The organism is Paenibacillus sp. NAIST15-1 (assembly GCF_001894745.1).
GTDB lineage: Bacteria > Bacillota > Bacilli > Paenibacillales > Paenibacillaceae > Paenibacillus_B > Paenibacillus_B suaedae.
Map to the genome: position 1 here is coordinate 118,583 of NZ_BBYF01000015.1, position 21,048 is coordinate 139,630.

Below are 21,048 nucleotides of genomic sequence, written 5' to 3' on the forward strand. Positions count from 1 at the left end.
GTCAGGCCGCAATAGGGGTCTTTCCGTCCTTCCCACCTTTGAACAGCATCCATAAACCTAAGCCCAATTCGCCGACGATCATCGGTACCGTAAATACATAGGTAAGTATGGTTTTGATCGCCTCATATTGTGGGAAAAACACGTTGCATAGGTGAACGAGGATGTAGCCTGTACCGGCAAGCAGCAGCAAGATACTGATGATTTTCGATATGTTGGCAGATCTCAGGGCCACACAACCGACAATCAACAGATGCCCGCCAAAAATAATTAGCCCAATTGACCAGATGGCGTCAAAAGCTCGTACATACAACATCGCCTGCGTCTGAAGCTGATCGGAGATTGCAGAATGATCTGGACTGCCCGTGAGCAACAGCACGAATAGTAAGTTTAGAATAGCGATCGCAAGTATTCCTGTATAGATGAGTCGGAACCATGCGCCGAGCAAGGAAAGTCCTTGATGGATAGGCTTTAGAACCATATAGAAAGCCCAGGCAACCACGATATCGGCAATGAGGATCATCAGCCAGCCCAAGATTTCAACCTTGAATAGTGCGGTGGATGACAAGATGTTATGAATGGTGGCGCTAGCATCTCCTTGTACAACAAGGCTGGCATGGACATAGCCGTACGAGAAAAAGGAAGCCAACGTCATGATGATCAGCGCTATGCCAGCAGTCAGGGCAGCTGTACGCTGATCGGTTCGTTGCATGTGTGTCGTAACCATCATCAAATCCCTCCAGGTGTTCTTTATGAATCCTATTGTAAGCAGAGGGTGATGATGGAGCATTGACTTAAATCAAGAGGAAATGAAAAGTACCTAAGAGAACGTTTAAGCGCCTAAGCCAAGGAAAGAAGTCTTCGGCTTAGGCGCTTAATGTCCTTGCCCCGCACTAATCCACCACAGAGTTTGGGCTGCTCATGGAAAGCATGAAAGAAACGATCATAGAATGTTGTTCGATCGCTACTAGTTGGATGTTGCAGCAAATTCGGTTCAGATTGATCGGATTCCTTCAAATGCGTTGTTCACCAATTGTTGCACATAGGGCTCGTCCAACGCTTCGCCTGTTACAAGCAAGCGATAGAAAATCGGACCATAAATAAGATCAATGCATATACCAATGTCGAGATTTTGTTTCAATTCCCCGCGTTGAACCCCTTTCTCCAAAATACCCCTTGCCTCAAGTCGACGGGGACGGAAAAACCGAGCTCGATAGGCCTCCGCCAATCCTGAATCAAACTGACCTTCGCCTAATAATTCCGTAATGATGATGCCCTCCCGACTTGTTAAAAACCGGGTTAAATTCGTAGCGTGAATTTGAATATCTTGAAATGTCGAGCCCGTATCAGGCACAGGCAATCTGGCCGTGGCGGCGTACAGGAAACCATCCATTACCACGGCAGCCTTGTTAGGCCACCATTTATAAATCGTGGCCTTGCTGACTTGGGCACGATCAGCAATTTTATCGACTGTTACGGCTTGAAAGCCATTTTCCAACAATAATTCGTAAGATGCGGAAAGGATAGACTTTTGCGATTCTACATTACGCGGCCGGCCTCTTTTTCCGGTCATCTAATCATCACCTTTCATCCATACATATCTTGCCCGAGAAAAATAAACTATACGTTCAGTATACCAATTATGAATAAAAAATAAAGTTGAGGCCACCTATTTACAAAACTAAACGTTCAGTATATTATTTGATTATCGAATTTATAAACTATACGTTCAGTATTTAAAAGAGGAAGAGGAGGAGCCTATAATGACTGCTTCAAAAAAACAAACAATCGAGAGAAATATTCCGACATGGTTAACCGTACTCCTAGCTACCGCATGCGGTATCATTGTAGCCAATCTTTACTATGCGCAGCCCTTAGTTGGAGTAATTAGTTCTTCAATCGGGTTGTCTGAAAGCAGTTCCGGATTTATCGTGACGTTAACGCAGATTGGTTACGTAGTCGGGTTACTATTTGTCGTACCTATGGGGGATATTGTTGAAAATAAAAGGCTGATTGTCATATCCTTGCTTCTTACAGCGGTTGCCCTTGCAATTACGGCATTGTCAAAGCAAGCTTTCCCGTTTTTAGCAGCTTCGTTTGTAATCGGTGTAGGATCAGTCGCTGCACAAGTGCTCGTACCTTTTGCGTCATACCTTGCATCTGAATCTTCACGCGGACGTGTTGTCGGCAATGTTATGAGCGGATTGTTGCTTGGGATCATGCTCGCACGCCCTGTGTCTAGCCTGGTAGCTGACTTCTTTGGGTGGCATGCCGTATTCGCTTTGTCCGCTGCAGCTATTCTTATTTTGGCGCTCGTACTGTCAAAGGTGTTACCTACAAGAAAGCCTTCGTTAGACACTTCCTATACAGCTCTGCTTGGTTCGATGTGGCATTTGCTGCGAACAACCCCGATCTTACGACGTCGGGCTGCTTATCATGCATGTGTGTTTGCGACGTTTAGCTTATTTTGGACAACAGTTCCATTACTTCTATCCAGCCCGATCTTTGGTTTTTCTCAGAAAGAAATCGCATTGTTCGCGCTTGTTGGAGTTGCGGGTGCAGTAGCTGCGCCTGTGGCAGGGCGTTTGGCCGACCGCGGCTGGACTAGACCCGCGACAGGGATTGCACTCGTCACTGTCGTCATTTCGGTTCTGTTGCCGCTTATCATTCGTACGGGTTCACCTATCGGAGTAGCTGTTCTCGTCGTTTCAGCCATATTATTGGATGCCGGTGTTTCCGCAAATTTGGTGCTTGGACAACGCGTGCTCTTCTCGTTGAATCCGGAAATTCGTAGCCGCCTGAATGGGCTTTTCATGGCCATCTTCTTCTTTGGCGGTGCTATCGGATCCGCAATTGGAGGGTGGATATACGCTACGGGAGGATGGAGTGCCGCGTTATGGATCGGAATGGCTTTCCCGATCGTGGCCATCCTTTATTTTGCTACAGAGAAGAAGTAGGGGGACGATGAATCAACCGGTTAGCGGGGGAGGGTAAACATTTTACAATCTGGCCCATAAAAAATCCCCTTTCCGTTCACTCGTTTGCTCAGGGTGGCCTGACCTCACGTTGAGTGTGCGTAAAGGGGATACTGATTCATATCTATGCTTTTATTTTATTGGCAGAAATACGCTCCGTAATTTCGGTAACATTTTGCAGACCAAAATCTAAGTTCCTTTCCATATACTTCTCGAAAAAGCTTGGGTCGATTCCCGTCATATGATGAAAGAAGGATACTTCAACCTTCCAATCGTGTTCGATCATGTGGCCAATATCCATAATTCCTTTCTTTGAAGCGAAATCAATGATTGTTTTGATTTTCATTGGCTTCTGGATCGGAATGGTATCATCAAGCGGCTCCATTTTTAAATAACCTTTGCGGTGCAATGACGCATAGAAATTCCGATGTTCTTTGGCCCCAATGATCCCTAGATTTGCGGCTCTATATCCTAACACTTGCAGCGATGTTTTCCATTTCTTCTTCAGATCTACGTAATCATCAGGATTGGTAAGACGGGACACATCTTTCATATCTAGTGAGAACTCGTCCTCCGGCAATAACAAAGCTCCGGCAAACATGTTCGCTTCATTTTCAATATTTTTGTGTTCTTTTCGATCTAAGTTGACGAACTCAAGCTGGTAATGGAGCAGAAGATGACCGAGTTCATGGGCAAGATCAAAGTTCCTCCTAGCAGCTGAACGTTTCATATTTCCTAATATAATATAGGGGCGGTCATTTCGAGTCCACAGGCTATAAGCATCGATCTCCTCGCCAATGGCCTTCTCGAACACAAACACGCCACTCTTCTCGATTTGGAACAGGAGATCATCATTGCTGGATATCGATAAGTCGAGCTGTTTCCTTGCTAAATGGGCAACACGGTTGATTTGGGCAGTTCTATCGTCATCCGTATGAATTACATACTCCATCACTTCGTCCCGAAGCTTGATGATTTTAAGGGTCGGATGGCTAACATTAGCCGTTATATAGTTCACAAAAGAATCTAAATATTCGAGATGCTTTGCTTCGGCCTGAGTTTTTGAAATGACATTCAACACCTTGGAGCGATAAGCAATATTGATGACGTCGACATTCGCAGGTGAGCTATATTTTGCAAGCATGTCTTTCGAATAAAAGTATTTGCTTTTTACGTTAAAAATTATTTTCAATTCATTCACGATCTGCATTTTCGGTGTCGTATACGCGTTCTCGTATTGCCAGACTGCTTGTTCGGTAACACCTAACATGTCGGAGAGCTGTTTGCGCGAATATCCGTGCATGATCCGTAAATTGGCCAGATTTTCGCCAATGAACATGCCTGTCCCTCCTTTTTACTTATCGTTATTCCAAACGACGTTTCCCGTCTTATTGAATGATACTTCTTATGAACAACTTTATAAGGAAATACTCAACAGTAAGTATGAAAATCGAGAAAAAACTAGCAATAAAATAGAAAACTACTATATGAAAGCTCTTGCGATAGTACAAATGACTTACGGTAGCAATTATAAACATTGTGGTAAAGGCTATTGATAGTGAGTTAAATAATATTTTTAAAAATCGAAATATTTTATTGATTTCGTAATTCATTAAAATAAAATCTAGTAGTGCAAATGCAGCGAACCCGCTAAAAGCAATACTTAGCAAAGTCAATTGAATTCGAAGATTGTAGTTATCAGCAAACTGTCGGAGTACAATTGGTAATTTTGTGATTTTGGATGTAACGGATTTGGAAAATTCAGCAACTATCTTCGCTGCCAACAAAATACGACTGGAAACAGTACTAGTAAAACGTTGCCCCCAGGAACTATTAATTGGCTCATTAGTTAATAATGAGTTGTAATAAGTAACAAAGCCATTGTTACTTCTGATAAGCAACTCATAGCTTTCTCCACCGTAGTAGACAGATTTTTTAAGATGAATTATTACATCTTTTATGTTTTCATTACTATGAAGATGTAAAGCGGTTAAATAGTTATTTCTAGCTTTTTGCTGCAGGGCTGTTTCTTTCCGATCCAGCAGAAGTAATCCTATGAATGAACCTATGATATAGGGTATTAAAGTCACGTTAATAAACTTATCAAACAGCTCTTTAAACGTATGGTTATTTGTTTGATTGAGCAATTCCTCAATACCTATTGAATGAAAACTTTTAATAGATGAATTAATACCGTTTATCACATCTTGTGACACAAATAATAGCAATAGTATCAAGGCATTAAATATGTAATTCACAAAAGTGAGAGCATTTTTTGAGCGTTTCAACAAATATGGTGGTGTAATAAAGATAATAAGAACCTGAATTAAAACTGAAATTAGTAAGTTCCATATAAAATATGTCCTATCCGACGCAATGAAAATCAGCCCTATCCCTATTTTAATGAGGTTATCAATAATATCCTGAATCTCCGAAACAGCAAATAAAGGTGCGCCTGTTTTGAGAGACTTTAAGGATAGAGTAAATAGTGAAGCAATGAATAATAGCAGTACCATTAAAGAAATTAATAGAATCATAAGACCAAAAAACGTTGAAGCAAATATCATTAATAGTGGACTGACTTTAGAATGACTTAATACAAGTATTATGATGAAGGAAAACGAAATCAGGAAGATAAAGGGTATAACATCTTTATTAACGAGTATAGATGGGCGATATGCTAACACTTCTACCTCATATAATAATGTAATTACTAATAAAAAACATCCAACCAACAATTTAATGACATTGTGTAAAATACTTTTCCTGTGGTTCAAATCATAAGAGAAAGAGTTGATATAAAAATGCACTAATTCCTCCAATCCCTTTATCGACTTAAAAACTCTCCAACACAATACAAACATCGCATATATCGAGTAGCTTATAGATACGATCATTAGTAAATTGAAAATCAGGTATTTATGAGTCAATAGGATTAACATAAGATTTATGAAATTAAAAAATATAAATCCATAGAAAGATAAAATTTTTTCATGAAACCACTTTAAAATAATTACCACTCCAATTAACCATATTGTTCGTGTAAATTTTTTGTTGTGAATCGCGACATATTAGCAAGTAATACATAATTTTAAACATTTTATATGCCTCAAAAAAATAATTGGCGTTGGTCTCTACCAACGCCAGTTTCGCTTTATATGTACTATTTGAACAAGCGTTAGTCAAATTGGTAATCGATTAGCAAGGAGCCAATCATTAAGTGCTTTTAAAAATAGATATTCTTCTTCTGAGACACTATAGTTTGAGTTATTATTATTAGCGATGGTGGCTAATTTAGTAATCCATTCTGTTTTAGCTGTTTTTCCACCTGGTAGCTTTTTTTCTTCTGGACGAGTATAGGATGCTTCAAATAATTCCGTCCAGTTGGGGCCAAATATTGCTATATCTCTACAGTGTAAAATTGTAACACAGTCCCAAATAGAAACGGACTTATTCACACCATTTATACTGTTATCATAATTTTGTTTTCCCATTACATTATTAGCTTGCTTATATACCTTTGGTGGTAGACCAGCAGTAAGCCATCTTTCTCCATACTTGCTTTTTAATTTTGACTCAAAGTCTTGTTTGATTAAATTTTCAAGATCGTGGATCATTTCAAACGAAGTAACATTGTATTGTTTGGTATTATCTTTTATCCATTGATGTAATCCAAAAGGTTGGAAATCTATCCTGTGTTCTGAAATGATTTTTTGAAAAGTTCTCCAAACTTTTGTCCTCCCCCCACTTCCGTAATTCGTTCTGATTTCTTTTCGACTTTCTTCAGAAATTGTGCTAAAAAAGTTTACTAGAGGGGCGAGATAATATTGGATTTCTTTGGCGACATCATTAGGATTATCGACTTTTGGATTTATTTTGTTTGAAGTAAATAAATGGTTTACAATATCATTAAATATCTTAATAAGGCCATATATACTATTATTAATTGTTAGTATCCCCTGGTCACTTTCTCCTTTGTTCCATTCTTCTGATAAGTTTTCCTTAATATAGTTGAAACATGCAGTAATAAAAGGGAAGAGAATTTTACTAGTTGCTTCGTTGTTTCCCTTATCAAATGTTCCATCCACATCGATAATATTTCCTTTGCTATATCTGCTAAGGAAATCTGTAGATTTTAGAGATTTCTCAATAGTATCAATTGTAATACAGCAAGTAGAGCTGATTTCATTTTCCCCTATTATGATACGTCCAAAGAGAGGTGATGATTGTATTTCACCCAACTTTTGGGCAACATATAATCGTAGGGCCTTCCTTTGTTTATTCCAATCGTCAGACGACCATAAGAGATCAGCATTAAGTGTGTTTTGGAGGTTCTTGGATACTGATTTTTGGTTTTCGTTAATTTCCATAAATAACTCTACTTGTTTTTCCTGGGCAAGGTTTACAAATGCGACCACAGGAATGGAGTTTGTACCTGCATATTTTGAATTTGCATATCCGTATAACCGATGTTGTCCATCAATAATATATGCAGAGCGATACAATTGTGGAAGATGCAATATACCAATTCGTGAAATTGACTTTTCAGCTTGTGGTGAAGCAATATCAAATTTCAGTTTCTTTCCTTTTGTATCAATATTAATAATAAGAGAATTCGGGAAAAATCCACCACAATCAACAAATTTTTGAATCTCTTTTAGTCTGCTCTTTTTTACAATTCTCTGGTAAGTAGGCATTATGTCATTATTAGCTTCATTTCTATGAAGAACATAAGCGACTTTTAATAACTTTTCAGGTTCTATTGAAAATGAATAATATGTAAATCCGCCCATCTTGCCTTCAATAGCCGGAATTTTGTTCTCCATACCATTTATTTTTTGCCCTTCAAAAAGATTACCAAGGAGTTGGAACCGTGCGCAATCTCCCAAGTGCTTTGATAATTCGGTAAAGTATCTGATGGCATACTCATCAAAATGGTGAATTCCTAACTCCTTCATTCTTACCCGGTCACTATCCGTAACTTCGTAATTTTTTGTAGCTAATATATACTTCATTTTTCTGTTGTGAAAAATCTTTCTAGCCTCAGAAAAAAGTCCATTACGTATTCCATTTATCGATTCTATTTCTTTCTTAAAATCGCCCTTTTTGCCTATATGAGAGCACTTACATTCTATAAATAGAATAGTCTCTTCGTCTGCTGCAAATACATCTATTTGTTTTGTGGTGGCTGTCCCTGGGGTACCATAAGGAATTTCAAGGTGTCGATCTTTATTCATATAAGAGAATCCTAAAGTGGAAAATAGAGTCCAAACCTCATCTTCGAACCGTTCATCTAAAGGTTTAATCTTCTTCATGCGGACTGAATTTTTCAGGTTTTTATCAAATTCCCATCCTTCGCTTTCTCTTTTTTCCTGAAGTTCAGGCTCAAATTTTTCAAAATAATATATCTGACTTCGTTTTCTTCTTAATCCAGTGATTTCTTTATCAGAAACTAACTTTTCCATAAAGCTCATCGGTTTGCCCCTCCCGGAATATTTGTGAAAATATATTCAGAAACTATTCCTCTTTTTGCTTTATCTCCTCCGATTAAATTTGCTCGGCTAAGTTCTAATCTTGTGTCTCCCTTTTCAAAAAGTTCCAAAATTGTTTGATGAGCTGCATTTGTTAAGATATAATAAGCGCCTTGTGACTTTATATAATCAATATACTGGCTTAGGCGCTTCTGGTCATCTAAAGAGAACAACTTTTGGTTATACTTTATAAAGCCATTATTGTTGTGTGAGACAGTATAAGGTGGATCTAAAAATACTAAGTCTCCTTCAGTAATGTTTTGATTGTTACATGTAAAGTCTCCACAGGAGATAATTGCATTTTGTAGAGATTTGCTAGCAGCGATTAACTTATCTTCCTCAAGGAAGTCCTTTTTACGAAATCCAAAGGGAACATTATATTCACCACGCTGATTAACACGATAAAGACCATTAAACGAAGTCTGGTTTAGAAAAATAAATCGGGCAGCTTGATCAAATTGGTCTTTTGGAACGTGACTTCGAATTATGTAATAAAAATCTTCAGTATTTTCATATGTTTTTAACGAATTAATAATAGCAAATGGATTTTCTTTTACTGATTTATATGTAACAATAAGTTCCTTGTTAAGATCTGATAAATATGATCTACCTTCAGGAGAGATTGTGAAAAAAATAGAGCCGCCTCCCAAAAATGGTTCATGATAGTTATTAAATCTCGAGTCACCAATTATCATGTTGAGATATTTTATTAGCCACGTTTTTCCACCTGCCCATCGAAGGAAAGGTTTGGTTGTGTTAAATTCAGGAAATCTAGCCATCATCATACTCCAAGTTAAATAGATTCTGTCTTGCCTTTTCTTGCATAATTTCCACTTTTCACTCGTGCATCCGCGGGTTTATCAGTGTTTTTTGGTATTGCCCAAGCCTTTCCAAACCGAGTAGCACCAATTATTCGTCCTTGTGCACATAATGTTTGTACTCTTCTAGGACTAATACCCCATTTTATAGAGGTTTCTGCAATTGAAATATAGTCCATTTGGTGTTCACTCCTAAAAGGTATAAAAATGACTCTACAGCGTCGTAGAGTCTAATAAAGCAATGATGATTGTCGATCATATGTAAACAGAAAAATAAATCAATGCAAATAAGTAGAAATATAGTTATTGCTGTATTTTTACAGTATTCCATTTAACGAATAATGTCAACAAACAAACAATAAATTATCAGGTATATTTACCTAATTTTATAGGTCTATGTTATGTAGTTACACGAACCATTATCTCTACTTCTAGAATTCAGATTAGTTATAGAACAAAATAAGATTAAGGCTTTTTCAATAAAATAAACCCCCTCCACCATTTTGGGCGGAGAGGGCCGGTTTAATAAGATGCTGTTGTTTTAATTCGTATAGTTATCGAAATACCCTTGAATAAAGATAATCGGTGTGCCCTTATCTCCGCTGCCGGAAGTCAAATCGGACAGAGAGCCGATGAGATCGGTCAATCTGCGAGGAGTTGTGCCTTGCGCTTCCATCGCTCCGACGAGATCTGCACCTTTATTGGTAATGTATTCGGAGATCGCTTGCTTCAACTCTTCGCCTTTTAGATGAGCGAAATTATTATCGGCAAGGTATTTCAGTTTCACTTCATTCGGAGTACCGTCCAGTCCTGCTGTGTAGGCTGGCGATACAACGGGGTCAGCGAGCTCCCAAATCTTGCCCACAGGATCTTTAAATGCCCCATCCCCATAAATCATTACTTCAACCTGCTTGCCCGTTTTTTCCTTGAGCACGCGTTGGATGTTGTCCACGATAGGCTGGGAATTGCGCGGGAACAGCTTCACGATATTCTCTGTGGATTTGTTGGAGCCTAATAGGCCGTATGCTTCGTTGTATCCACTGCCTTCAATCGATGTAGTCATGATGTCATCGAGGCCGTATATACGTTCTCCACCATTGGCCTTCAAAATCTTCTTCGTTCTGAAACGCGTATGAATGTCGCAAGTCAGTACGTTTTTCGTGTACTCCAAGATTGTCTTTGGATGGTTGGAGAAAATAACTTCACATTCCACGCCGTACTCTTCGATCAACGATTTATAGTAGTCGATATAATCGACGCCAGTAAAGGTATGTTTGTTATAGCCGAACAGCTCGCGGTATTTCTGTTCTGTCAGCACGTCCGTCCAAGGATTGATGCCTTTTTCGTCGAGCAGGTCAAGATCCACCAAATGGTTGCCTACTTCATCCGATGGATAGCTGAGCATGAGCACAATTTTTTTAGCGCCCTTTGCAATACCACGAAGGCAGATCGCAAAGCGATTGCGGCTCAAGATCGGGAAAATGACTCCAACCGTCTCATCTCCGAATTTAGCACGTACATCCTGCGCAATATGATCAATAGTCACATAGTTGCCTTGCGCACGAGCAACGATGGATTCCGTAACCGTAACGATATCTTTATCTTGAATGCGGAAGCCTTCCGCCTCGGATGCTTTCAACACGCTATCTACAACGATTTCCTCGATGCTGTCCCCTTGATTAATAATAGGGCAGCGGAGGCCTCTAACGACTGTTCCAACCATTCTTTCCAATATAATCGCTCCTTAGGTCGCTTATAGTGAATACATGACTTGGCGTTCCTATTTGTACTATACACCCGTCTAATGATATAAGTGAAATTAATATATCGAATATTAGGTATAAGGAGTGCTTATGTAGTGAGTAAGTTAGATTTATATAAGGTATTTTGTACGGTTGCGAAACGTGAAAGCTTCTCTAAAGCGGCACAGGATATGTATATGACGCAGCCAGCTGTCAGCCAGGCGATCATGCAGCTGGAGCGGGAGTTGGATACGCGTCTATTCACGCGGACATCGAAGGGTGTATTTTTGACGAACGAAGGCCAACTTCTATTCGAGTATGCGAATTCGGCGATGAATCTAATTCATGTCGGCGAGGAAAAAATGCTGGAGTTAAAAAATTTAACGACAGGCGAGTTAAAAATAGGGGTTGGCGATACGATTTCGAGATACTTTTTGCTCCCCTATTTGGAGGAATTCCATAATCGGTATCCCAATATTAAGTTCAAGATTATTAACGGTACCACTCTTGAAATATGTGCGCTGATCAAGTCAGGCGGGGTGGATATTGGCATATGCAATTTTCCGCTGGAGGATCCTGCACTGGAGCTGAGACCGTGTGCGGATATTCAAGATATTTTTGTATATGGGGAGAAGTTCAAGCGTCTGTTAACTGGCCCAGTCAGCCTTGACACGATCGCGAAGCTGCCGCTCATTTTCCTTGAGTCGAAGTCCAATTCCAGAAAGTATGTTGAGGATTATATCTTGTCAAAAGGCATACAGATTTCGCCGGACTTTGAGCTGGGTTCACATCATTTGTTATTAGAGTTCGCTAAAATTAATTTAGGCGTCGCCTGTGTGACGAGGGAATTCTCCCAAGAGTATTTGGACAAGGGGATTTTGCAGGAGGTTCAATTGGTGGAGGAGATTCCGAAGAGAAGCATTGGCATATGTTTTTTGAAAAGTGTATCGTTGTCTCCCGCATCAACGAAGTTCGTTGAGATTATCGAAAGTAAGAGACTTTGATTATATGCGTCTATATGCGTCGAAATTGTTACAAAACTCCAAAATGAAGCTGCAATATGAGCGTAGATGAATGGAGGAGAGGCCTGTCCTATGGTAGACTTGTGTTATTAATATTTACCAATTACTAATGAGGCGAGGGGATAAGATGGGGTTTCTGAAGAAGGTATTCGGCGGCAAGAATGATGGGGAGAAAGCGAATGACGGCACTACAATTTACACATATGGCGAAAGTGCCAATGATGGTTATGAGCCTCCTGCACCAATGGAATACACGGAAGAAATCGTAGCCCATTTCGAAGAAGTATTTCCGGGGAGAAATAGCAGTGTCTTTCATGAACTTATATCTGATGTGGTACATATTGATGTCAATATTATGGAACCTACGGAAGAAGAGCCATTCTGGGTGTTGTATACGACCGGCATGAGTGATTTGCCGATGACGATTCCAGATGAGATACGAGCGGAAATGGATGGCAATTACGATCGGGCGGAAGTGATGATGTTCCTTCCGGCTTCGTGGGAGCTAAGCCAAGAGGCGTTTAAGGACGATAACAATTATTGGCCGATCCAGCTTATGAAGCAGATGGCTCGTTTTCCACATCTATATAACACGTGGCTGGGATATGGACATACGATTCCGAATTTTCAGGACTATGAGCCTTATGCCGATGGGACAGGCTTGAATGGGGTTGTACTTTATCAATTAACAGAGGAAGTAAGCGTCATTCCGACCAAGGATGGCAATCAAGTTCATACTTATTTCCTGATCCCTCTGTACAAAGAGGAAATGGATTATAAGTTGGAGCACGGTATGGATGCCTTAATAGACAAATTATCAGAGTTGGAAGATGATTTGTTCGAGTTAAATCCGAAACGAATCAATACGTGCAAGTCATAATAAATAATTCTAGTTCTTGTCTAGAATCTAAAACGCCAGCTCTTTCACATCATTGAGAGAGCTGGCGACTTTTTTAGGTTAAGTACCTTCCATTTTGTATGACCAAATCGCGGCAGTCGTAATACTTTCACCCTGTTCGCGCGGTGTGAAGTATGTGAAGATGGATGCATCAGAGGTTGAGGCCACTCGGCTTTGAGCTTTTGACCTTCAGGCTATTGCGATCCTTCCTTCTAACTCATTGGCGAATTAGGGTCGCAGCTTTCCTGAAGATGTTAATTAGGAAAGGGGGCATCCAGGCTATCATATTCCTTCCTTCTATTGAATCTTCCATTGAAATTAGGGATATGGCTTTCCTGGAGTCTTTTTATGATGATGAATACCATCTATCTGCGAAGAGCGAATAAATTGATTGTGAACCAAGGGCAAGAAGATCATCGAATCTCTGCAGCCCATTTGGCTACGGCGTTGAAGAACATAGAGCAGCTTGGGTATACGTTTTCCAAGCCATTAATAAATGTTGTCCGTACCTTGTCCAGGGATCAGTTCACTGTATTCTATCAGGAACTGGTCACCGATCTTAAGGTAATGGTAGGTGCCCATGTGGCATACACACCGATGTATCCGGATTTCCCGGAGCAGGTGATGCAGGAAGATGACGTGGAGCTGTACCTGAATGCGATTTATCATTATTTGACCTTGGATGTGCCACGCTACGAGGCAGCAGATCGACCGCCACTGCTGGATCAGATCGACCTGAAGGTTATTGACCTGGGCAGCAGAGCAGAATTCCATTGGATGATTCGCCAGCTTATTCAGGCTAAGGGATCCATTTCCGAGACAGATCAGAACGATATCGACGCCGCTATCGAAGATGCGGATGTAGATGAGTTGGGGGATATTCTTCCTGACGAGATTCCATTCAAGGAGAATGTCGGCTTCGTGGCAGGCTCCTTATTGAAGCATGACAAGGCGAGCCTGAATGTGATCCGGCCGTACTTCAAGACGGCTACCGATGTCCTGCGTCTCGCTGTCGCTTGGTCATCTGGCGACGTTAGTCTGGCTGAGCCTACGCGCTTCCGCAAGTTCAAACGGCCGGAGAGACGGCTGCTGCTTGGTCTGCTGGAACAATGCGGAGCGATTACCGAGGATATGCTGAGATATAAGCAGCGCTGGATTCGGTTAGGCGAGATTTTGCATCCATCGGAATATAAGCAGCAATTTGGGAGAAGTAAGGAAGCCTTTGATATATTGCGCAATAACAAGCCCTTCACGACTTATAACAGCAGTGTGGAGCTTGCCTTCCAATATCAGAATGTGTGGACGCTAATTGATCTGTTGACGAAGCGCCCTGGCGAGTTCGCCAGAAGGCTCGATCATTTGCTACGCATCGCGGAACAAGCGGAGTACGTGGTATTGGCATTCGGCGAAATCGCGAATCAGGTGTCGACACCTGTGCTTATGCAAGTGAAGTCCCATTTCACCCATCGTAACGAGCCCAAGGAGCTTCGTACCTTCTTCCCGAAAGGGAATGTTGCCAAGGCTGTAGCAATTCCCAATACGCTCCCAGAGCTCGATACAGCGGTATGCCAAGATATTGTGCAGTTGTGTGAACAGACGCTTATGGAGCGGTTCTCGGCGCTTCCATCGCTCGGAAAGGTGTATGTCGATGAACGTATGAAGCGGTATAATGTTCCGTTCTCTCAGCGTTCGGCGAGTAAGGCGCTGCATACGATCGTTCGGGGAAGCCGCGTGCCGATGGAGGAAGGGGACACGGTTCGCTTCTTCACCTGGTGGAAGGAAGGTACGGTGAACAGCATTCCTACCGGCCGTGTGGATATCGATCTGTCCGCTGTCATGTACGATCACAATTGGCAGTATGTTGAGCATATCTCATACACGAATCTGCGATCCTCGAAGTACCGAGCTGTGCACAGCGGAGACATCGTGTCCGCTCCACAAGGAGCCTGTGAATTTATTGATCTGCATATTCCATCCATTGTGAATTATGGCGGTCGTTATATTGTCGCTTCGCTTCATTCCTTTACGATGCAGCCGTATTGCGAATTGCCGGAGTGCTTCGCAGGTTGGATGATGCGCAAGAAGCCGGGATCCGGCGAGATATTCGAGCCTGCGACGGTCGCCAATAAGATCGATGTAACGGCTGATACGAGGATTGCAATTCCTGTTATTTTGGATTTGGTAGAGCGAACTGTAATTTGGACCGATCTCTCGCTGACAAGACATCCAGACTACTGCAACAATGTAGAAGGGAATCAAAAAGGGATGGTCTTGATCGGCAAGGCGATGACTACTCTGCAAAAGCCGAATCTGTACGATCTGTTCATGCTCCATGCCCAAGCAAGAGGGGAAGTTGTTGCAACGGCAGATCAAGCGGGTACGATCTTCTCGGTAGACGAAGGAGTTACTCCTTACGATATCGAGCAGATTATGGCGGAATACCTTATATGAGTGCACATGCTTAGGCTCTATAGATGGCGGCGAGTCAGGACACCGGTTATCCAATCTTGGCTTGCCGCCCTTGTTTTTAATAGTGAGGCGATTTCGCAAGGTCTTTAACCTCTACGAATTTCTGAAATAGAAACCGAACGATTAACCCTACAATAAGAAGTTCTCCGAATAAATTCCCTCAACCATGTACGAAGAAGCCCACTATATGCTGAACACAGCTTATGTGGGCTTCTGTACGTTCTTATTTGATTTCACAGCATAAGTCGAGTTTCCCCATTCGATTCTTCGTACGCTTGTTTAACAGGAAGGAATAGGACGCTGTAACGAAAGCAATAAGCACCATTACACTGCTAATCCAACCGAAGTGGAAAATCGGCACTCGTTCAACTAGTACGCCTCCTACGGCCGCGCCTAAGGAAATGCCAATGTTCAATACGGCTGTCTGATAGCTTAATATGATTTCGGAAGCGGAAGATTTCAAGGAAATGAGATAGATTTGATTGGCCGTGGTTGTCGTCCAAGAAGAGAATCCCCATACCATGATCGTGACCATAGCCCCCCAAGTCGAACCAAGAGCCACAGGCAAAGCAATTAGCGCCAGTACGTGCAGGATGAGGCTGGATCGAATCGTTACGTTTGCGCCCCATTTATCAGATGCATAGCCGCCGAAGCGGGAGCCAATAAAGGCAAATATCCCTAAAACAAGGAGTGCCGTACTAATCATTTCAACGGAAAAATGCCCTATCTCCTGTAAAAGCGGTGAAATGTAAGTAAACGTAATCGTATAGCCGATGATCCAAAATAATGTCGTCAATAAACCGCTGAATACTCGTTTATCCTTGATGATCAGCAGCTGTTCTTTTAACGGTATTGGCCTTTGTCCTGGAGCGGTTGGAATCATCCATGCCAGCATGATAATGAGAAGCATGGTAATTGCACCTATGATAAGGAAAATGAAGTGCCAATCCATGTATGAAGTTAGCAGCGTGCCAATGGGCATTCCGAACACGAGTGCAGCGCTAAAGCCAGTAGTCACTGTAGCAATTGCAGCACCTTGCTTGCCAGGCGGGGCCAGCTTAGCAGCGAACACGGTAGCGATCACGGTGAACAGACCGCCGCTCGCAGCCAATAGAACGCGTGAAACCATAAGAATTTCAAATCGGGTGCTTAGAAACGCTGTAAGATTGCCAACCAAAAAGATAGCAAGGGAATATAACAATACTTTTTTTCGTTCAAATCGGATTGTCAACGCTACGAGGATCAATGATCCGATAACAAATGAAATAGAAAAAATAGTGACAAGCTGGCCTGCCATCCCAATGGACACATTCATGTCCGCAGCTATCATATTCAAAATCCCTACCGTGATAAAATCCACTGTTCCGATAATAAAAGCGCCTAACGCCAATAAATAGATGCCTACACGATTCATCAACTTGGTCTCCTTTACTGTCAGGGCGCGCGCCAAGTATGAATATCGATTTCTTGCATCAGTATATATCCCGTGTTAGCATGAATCAAACGAATCCTATTCATATATGACATGAGGTTTTACTTATGACAATAGCCAGGTTTGAAGTTTTCTCCCATGTAGTGGAGCAGGGAAGCTTTACGAAAGCAGCGGGAAAGCTGAATATGACCCAGTCTGCCGTAAGTCACGCAGTAGCTAGTCTGGAATCGGAGTGGGGCGTTGCACTATTGATTCGTGATCGTCGAAGAGGTCTTCTGCTGACAGAGGTTGGCCAGAAGATGCTGATACCGATGCGAGAAATATTGAACCAAATGGAAATCATCAAGCAAGAAGCCGCCTTGGCTTCCAATCTGGAGGCAGGCACGATCCGGATCGGCAGTTTTCCCAGCGCATCAGCTAATATTTTGCCAAGCATCATTTCGAAGTTCAATCAAAAGCATCCCAACATTGCCTTTACATTTTATGAAGGAACCTATGAGGAGATTTTGGAATGGTTCGAGACAGGGGTCATTGATATCGGCTTCGTCATCCAGCAGAACAAAGAACTGAATTTGCATATTGTACCCTTAGTTAAGGATAAGATGGTTGTCGCTTTCCCTGCAGATCATCGCTTTCAACGTGAAGATGTAATTGATGTGCATGATCTGCAGGAAGAGGATTTTATTATGCCGAAAGGGCTTTATCGTGCAAATGTAGAGGAAATTTTCGAGCAAGCTCAAGTTACTCCCCGCATACGTTTTGAGGTGCAGGATTGTAATACCATCTCCAGTATGGTGCAGGAAGGGCTTGGCGTTACCATCGGGCCTGAGCTGTCGTTCAAAAATCAGCCCAACATCGGTATCGGTAATCTGAAGCAATCGAGCTGGCGTAAAGTGGCCCTAGCCAGTCCTCCTCTCCAATGCACGTCGCCAGCCGTACAAGCCTTCTTCGCTGTTGCAAAGACAATGTTTGCGCGCACAGGAGAGCATGCTCAAGTATCAGGATCGACAGATGACGAATGCGCCTACACAGAGATGTCCAGTTTATAAGAGCAATAAGTTAGGAGTAATTTCACCGAAATGTGGGGCAAATGCTAAAGATAGAGTAGCAGTGTATCTCTTGCATAACGGTGAGAAGGACATAGATTTCAATGACTGAAAACGCTTCAAAAAAAGCATTGACTTAACAGCGCTGGGAAACTAATATTGATTACGTAAACGTTTAACTAAGACATAGCATCTTCACTGGTCTTATTCAGTTTCGAATTATGAAAAACGTTTACCCACGAGAGGTGGTTAGATGGCAGCTACAATCAAGGATATTGCACGAGTTGCCGGTGTCTCTACCGCGACCGTATCGAGAGTTATCAATAATCTTGGCGGATATAACGAAGAGACGGAGAAGAAGGTTATCGCCGTTGCCAAGGAATTGGGATATCGAAAAAATGAAAATGCAAGAAGCTTGGTGCAGAAGTCGACCAATACGATAGGTGTCATTATGCCGGATGTGGCGACTTCCTTTTATGGCGATATTATTAGAGGGATTGAGGACACTTCGTATGCGCATGGTTACAGCGTGATTCTGACTCATGCCGGCAGCCATGGCTCCCGCATTCAGGACTGCTTGAAGTTGATGGGAGAGCGCAGAGTAGATGGACTCATTATCGTGTCCATCGAGCTGCAAGAGGTTGCAATCGACGCTATGTCATCACTGGGTATTCCCTTTATTTTGCTATCTACCAAGTCGGATCGGGAAGATGTACCTTATCTCAAGGTGGATGATTTCCGTGCTGCATATACTGCAGTTCAGTATCTCATTGAACATGGACATCGGAAGATAGGGATGGCAGGTGCCAATCCAAGAGATCCGATATCTGGTGCGCCGAGAATCGATGGATATACACAAGCTTTGCGGGATCAAGGGTTCAAGGTAGACTTGAACCTGATTAAGCCCGGAGACTTCAGCTTCGAATCCGGCAAACAGGCCATGCAGGAGTTCCTTGAAGACGAAGCCGATATTACCGCAGTATTTTGTGCGAGCGATGAGGCTGCACTCGGCATTATATCGACATGCTTTGAGCACGGCATTAGGGTGCCAGAGGAGTTGTCCGTGGTCGGATACGATAACTCCAAGGTGTCGCGTATGTCGATACCCCCGTTAACGACAGTTGCGCAGCCCTTGTATGAGATGGGAAGAGAAGGCTGCCGGAAATTAATTGATGCGATTCAGCATAGGATACAGATTGAGTCCGAAGTGATACCCCATGAATTAGTGGTACGCAAGTCGGTCAAATCATTAAATGCAAAGTAATGACGAGTATATCCATGTGCAATTGCACGTCAATGAAATAGAGATGACTTTTACGTATTACGTAAACGTTTACGTTTAGTTCAGATAGCTTCATATTTCAACCCGAGAGGATTGGTGTCCGATGAGTGAAACAATGAATCAAGCAAAAGACGTGAAATGGTGGCAAACCGCCGTCGTATATCAAATTTATCCGCGCAGCTTCCAAGACAGCGATGGAGATGGCATCGGTGATTTGAGAGGGATCATCAATCGAATCGATTATTTGAAGCTGCTAGGCATTACTGCAATCTGGCTGTCCCCTGTATATAAATCGCCGAATGATGATAATGGCTATGACATTAGCGATTATCAAGATATTATGGACGAGTTCGGCACAATGGAGGACATGGATGAGCTGATTGCGAAGGCGAAAGAGGCTGGCATCAAGATCATTATGGATCTTGTCGTAAACCATACCTCTGACGAGCATAAATGGTTCATTGAAGCGAAAAAAGGCAAAGACAACGAGTACCGCGATTACTACATTTGGCGTGATCCGGTGAACGGTGGCGTTCCGAACGGCCTTGGCTCTATATTTAGTGGCCCAGCTTGGGAGTTCGATGAAGCGAGCGGCCAGTATTTCCTGCACCTATTCAGCAAGCGCCAGCCAGACCTGAACTGGGAAAATCCGAAGGTTCGCCAAGAAGTGTATGACATGATGAACTTCTGGCTTGATAAAGGTGTCGGCGGCTTCCGCATGGACGTCATCGATCTCATCGGCAAAATTCCAGATCAAGAAATTACGGGCAACGGACCGAAGCTGCATGAGTATTTGCAGGAAATGCATGAGAAGACATTCGGCTCCCACGACGTCTTGACGGTTGGCGAGACTTGGGGCGCGACACCGGAAATCGCGAAGCTGTATTCTGATCCAGCGCGCAAGGAGATGTCGATGGTGTTCCAATTCGAGCATGTTGGATTGGATCAGCAGGAGGGCAAGGATAAGTGGGATCTGAAGCCTCTGGAAATTGCCGAATTGAAGCGAGTGCTGGCGAAGTGGCAGACTTCGCTAGGGGATCAGGGCTGGAACAGCTTGTTCTGGAACAATCATGACTTGCCGCGCATCGTGTCCAGATGGGGAAATGATAAGGAATACCATGAACAAAGCGCGAAAATGTTCGCTGTACTTCTGCACATGATGAAGGGTACGCCGTACATTTATCAAGGTGAAGAGATAGGGATGACGAATCGCCCTGTGTCGAGCATTGATGAGGTAGAGGATATTGAATCTATCAATATGTATCATGACCGTTTGTCCAAGGGATACGCGGCAGAGGACATTATCGCTTCGATCAATGCCAAAGGAAGAGACAATGCTCGTACGCCAATCCAATGGGATGATAGCGCGAACGGAGGCTTTACGACGGGTACGCCTTGGCTGCATGTGAATGACAACTACAAGACGATTAACGTGCAGCGTAATCTCGACAACCCGAATTCGATCTTCTATACGTACCAGCGCTTAATCAAGCTGCGCCAAGAGAATCCGATTATCGTATGGGGCGACTTCGAACTGATTGAGCATACGCCGGAAGAGGTATTTGCATACTACCGCATCTATGAAGGTGAAAAATGGCTCGTGGCAGCAAACATATCCGAGCAGGAGCATGGAATCGCTGTCGATGGTAAGGTATCCGAGATCATTATGAGCAACTATGATCGCGCTGAAATCGACGTTACTACATTTTCGATGAAGCCATACGAGGTGTTCGCGGTAAAATTATAATCGTATATGTGATGGAGGCTCACACATCCTTTGTGTGGGCCTTTTGTTTAGGCTTTAGCCAGTTGAGAGCGTGAAACGCGCGAAACAAA

General features: G+C 42.5%; 16 protein-coding genes. 7 read left to right on the plus strand and 9 right to left on the minus strand.

Annotation, left to right across the window (positions count from 1 at the left end; all coding sequences use genetic code 11):
- Nucleotide 1: 1 nt before the first annotated feature.
- Together PBN151_RS23790 and PBN151_RS23795 are read right to left on the minus strand one after the other, a co-directional pair.
- A complete protein-coding gene (locus tag PBN151_RS23790; protein WP_072730974.1) occupies nucleotides 2-724 on the minus strand; it encodes a DUF4386 domain-containing protein in 723 nt (240 codons plus the stop codon).
- A gap of 267 nt (nucleotides 725-991) precedes the next feature.
- Nucleotides 992-1,570, minus strand: a complete 579-nt coding sequence (locus PBN151_RS23795; RefSeq protein WP_072730975.1) for a TetR/AcrR family transcriptional regulator — start codon at nucleotides 1,568-1,570, stop codon at nucleotides 992-994.
- A gap of 190 nt (nucleotides 1,571-1,760) precedes the next feature.
- Here PBN151_RS23795 and PBN151_RS23800 point away from each other — a divergent pair, with 190 nt between their 5' ends.
- Nucleotides 1,761-2,954, plus strand: coding sequence for an MFS transporter (locus PBN151_RS23800; protein ID WP_072730976.1), 1,194 nt, complete (start codon nucleotides 1,761-1,763; stop codon nucleotides 2,952-2,954).
- Nucleotides 2,955-3,096: 142 nt separating this feature from the next.
- Here the strand turns inward: PBN151_RS23800 and PBN151_RS23805 are convergent, their stop codons facing one another.
- The 6 genes from PBN151_RS23805 to PBN151_RS23830 all read right to left on the minus strand — a co-directional run bounded on the left by PBN151_RS23805 (nucleotide 3,097) and on the right by PBN151_RS23830 (nucleotide 11,053).
- Nucleotides 3,097-4,311, minus strand: coding sequence for a spr1629 family repressor/antitoxin (locus PBN151_RS23805; RefSeq protein ID WP_072730977.1), 1,215 nt, complete (start codon nucleotides 4,309-4,311; stop codon nucleotides 3,097-3,099).
- A 49-nt stretch (nucleotides 4,312-4,360) separates the two neighbouring features.
- Nucleotides 4,361-5,509, minus strand: coding sequence for a hypothetical protein (locus tag PBN151_RS23810; RefSeq protein ID WP_227775013.1), 1,149 nt, complete (start codon nucleotides 5,507-5,509; stop codon nucleotides 4,361-4,363).
- Nucleotides 5,510-6,154: 645 nt separating this feature from the next.
- A complete protein-coding gene (locus PBN151_RS23815) occupies nucleotides 6,155-8,446 on the minus strand; it encodes a DGQHR domain-containing protein (protein ID WP_072730979.1) in 2,292 nt (763 codons plus the stop codon).
- The gene (locus tag PBN151_RS23820) at nucleotides 8,443-9,288 is read right to left on the minus strand and encodes a DNA adenine methylase (RefSeq protein ID WP_227775017.1); all 846 of its coding nucleotides are present in this window, start codon (nucleotides 9,286-9,288) and stop codon (nucleotides 8,443-8,445) included. The genes PBN151_RS23815 and PBN151_RS23820 overlap by 4 nt, the downstream gene beginning before the upstream one ends.
- A gap of 8 nt (nucleotides 9,289-9,296) precedes the next feature.
- On the minus strand, nucleotides 9,297-9,500 hold the full coding sequence (locus PBN151_RS23825; RefSeq protein ID WP_072730981.1) for a DNA-binding protein: 204 nt from the start codon (nucleotides 9,498-9,500) through the stop codon (nucleotides 9,297-9,299).
- Nucleotides 9,501-9,862: 362 nt separating this feature from the next.
- Nucleotides 9,863-11,053, minus strand: coding sequence for a coenzyme F420-0:L-glutamate ligase (locus PBN151_RS23830; protein ID WP_072730982.1), 1,191 nt, complete (start codon nucleotides 11,051-11,053; stop codon nucleotides 9,863-9,865).
- A gap of 126 nt (nucleotides 11,054-11,179) precedes the next feature.
- Between PBN151_RS23830 and PBN151_RS23835 the strand changes: the two genes are divergently transcribed.
- From PBN151_RS23835 to PBN151_RS23845, 3 genes are all read left to right on the plus strand, one after another.
- A complete protein-coding gene (locus PBN151_RS23835) occupies nucleotides 11,180-12,067 on the plus strand; it encodes a LysR family transcriptional regulator (RefSeq protein WP_175560786.1) in 888 nt (295 codons plus the stop codon).
- A 145-nt stretch (nucleotides 12,068-12,212) separates the two neighbouring features.
- On the plus strand, nucleotides 12,213-12,965 hold the full coding sequence (locus PBN151_RS23840; protein ID WP_072730983.1) for a suppressor of fused domain protein: 753 nt from the start codon (nucleotides 12,213-12,215) through the stop codon (nucleotides 12,963-12,965).
- 366 nt (nucleotides 12,966-13,331) lie between these two features.
- Entirely contained in the window at nucleotides 13,332-15,434 is a 2,103-nt protein-coding gene (locus PBN151_RS23845; protein ID WP_072730984.1) for a TerD family protein, read from the plus strand.
- A gap of 241 nt (nucleotides 15,435-15,675) precedes the next feature.
- On the opposite strand, the gene PBN151_RS23850 is transcribed toward PBN151_RS23845, so the two are convergent.
- A complete protein-coding gene (locus PBN151_RS23850; RefSeq protein WP_072730985.1) occupies nucleotides 15,676-16,866 on the minus strand; it encodes an MFS transporter in 1,191 nt (396 codons plus the stop codon).
- Nucleotides 16,867-16,991: 125 nt separating this feature from the next.
- Here PBN151_RS23850 and PBN151_RS23855 point away from each other — a divergent pair, with 125 nt between their 5' ends.
- The 3 genes from PBN151_RS23855 (at nucleotide 16,992) to PBN151_RS23865 (ending at nucleotide 20,959) form a co-directional block, all read left to right on the plus strand.
- Entirely contained in the window at nucleotides 16,992-17,933 is a 942-nt protein-coding gene (locus PBN151_RS23855; protein ID WP_083545303.1) for a LysR family transcriptional regulator, read from the plus strand.
- 250 nt (nucleotides 17,934-18,183) lie between these two features.
- Nucleotides 18,184-19,194 carry a LacI family DNA-binding transcriptional regulator gene (locus PBN151_RS23860; protein ID WP_072730986.1) on the plus strand — a complete coding sequence of 337 codons (1,011 nt, stop codon included), beginning with the start codon at nucleotides 18,184-18,186 and terminating at the stop codon, nucleotides 19,192-19,194.
- 121 nt (nucleotides 19,195-19,315) lie between these two features.
- On the plus strand, nucleotides 19,316-20,959 hold the full coding sequence (locus PBN151_RS23865; RefSeq protein WP_083545304.1) for a glycoside hydrolase family 13 protein: 1,644 nt from the start codon (nucleotides 19,316-19,318) through the stop codon (nucleotides 20,957-20,959).
- Nucleotides 20,960-21,048 lie beyond the last annotated feature (89 nt).